We start from the raw sequence: 1,035 nt of genomic DNA, 5'->3' as shown, positions 1-1,035 counted from the left end.
TTAGTAGTTCATCTGGTGGTAGTAGCGACGCGTGGTGAGCGGGTGGTTGCGGACGTGCTCGAGATGGCAGCTCAGGCGCTCGGTGATGGTGTAGGTGACCATCGGGGAGACGATCTTGCGGAACTCGGGGTCGCTGAACGGCAGCTCGACCTCGGCGGTATCGAACTTGTTCACGCGGACATGGACGCCCTTCTCGTCGGCGAGCATGTGAGTGAAGTTGTCCACGCGGTCCATGAGCTTACGGGTGTCGTCCTCGCCGTAGAGCATGATGAGGCTCGTGCCCTCCTCGCACAGCTCGATGGTGCCGTGGAAGAACTCGGCGGCGTGGATGGACTTGGTCTTGACCCACTGCATCTCCTCGAGGATGCACATGGCGTAGTCGTAGGCCTCGCCCCAGAGCATGCCGGAGCCGATCACCATGTGGTAGTCGGTGTCCTTGAAGTCCTCGGCCATGGCGGCGCAGCGCTCGTCCTGGGCGTCCTTGGCCTTGATGAGGTACGGGGCGATGTTGCCGAACTCCTCCATGAAGGTGTCGTACTTGGGGAAGGCGCCGGCGTTCTTGAGGAAGCGGGCGACCAGCGTGATCTGGTAGGTGTAGATGGCCTCGCACAGGACGTCGTCCTCGGCGAAGCTGAAGAACTTGTAGTCGGCGTACTCGGTGGCCGGGGTGTTGTCGTTGGAGACATACATCAGCGTGCGGGCGCCCTGCTCCTGGCAGAACTTGGCGGCCTCGATGATCTCGGGGGTGGTGCCGGTACGGGTGGAGAAGACGCAGACCGAGTCCTTGTTGAAGGCCTTGGGCGGGCACGCGAGGAACTCAGCGGCGATCTCGCAGTGGACGTCGACGTCGGCCGTGGTGGTCTCGACCCAATACTTCATCGGGAGCGTGTGGGCCCAGGTGCCGCCGCAGCCGATGAAGAAGATGTTGGAATAGCCCTGCTCGCAGACCTCGTCCACGGCAGCCTCAATCTGAGGACGGAGAGCGAGGGCATCGCTCACAACCTTCTCGTAACGAGGCTCATCGAAATTGAACAT

Annotated in this window: 1 protein-coding gene; it reads right to left on the bottom strand. The window is 61.9% G+C overall.

Going from position 1 to position 1,035, the window contains the following annotated elements:
- On the bottom strand, positions 1 to 1,035 hold a 1,035-nt coding region (locus DXB86_RS09840; RefSeq protein ID WP_117736975.1), incomplete at its 5' end, for an SIS domain-containing protein.

Source organism: Collinsella sp. OM06-18AC (assembly GCF_003438785.1).
Taxonomy (GTDB): Bacteria; Actinomycetota; Coriobacteriia; order Coriobacteriales; family Coriobacteriaceae; genus Collinsella.
This window is presented reverse-complemented; position numbering and strand designations above follow the sequence as displayed.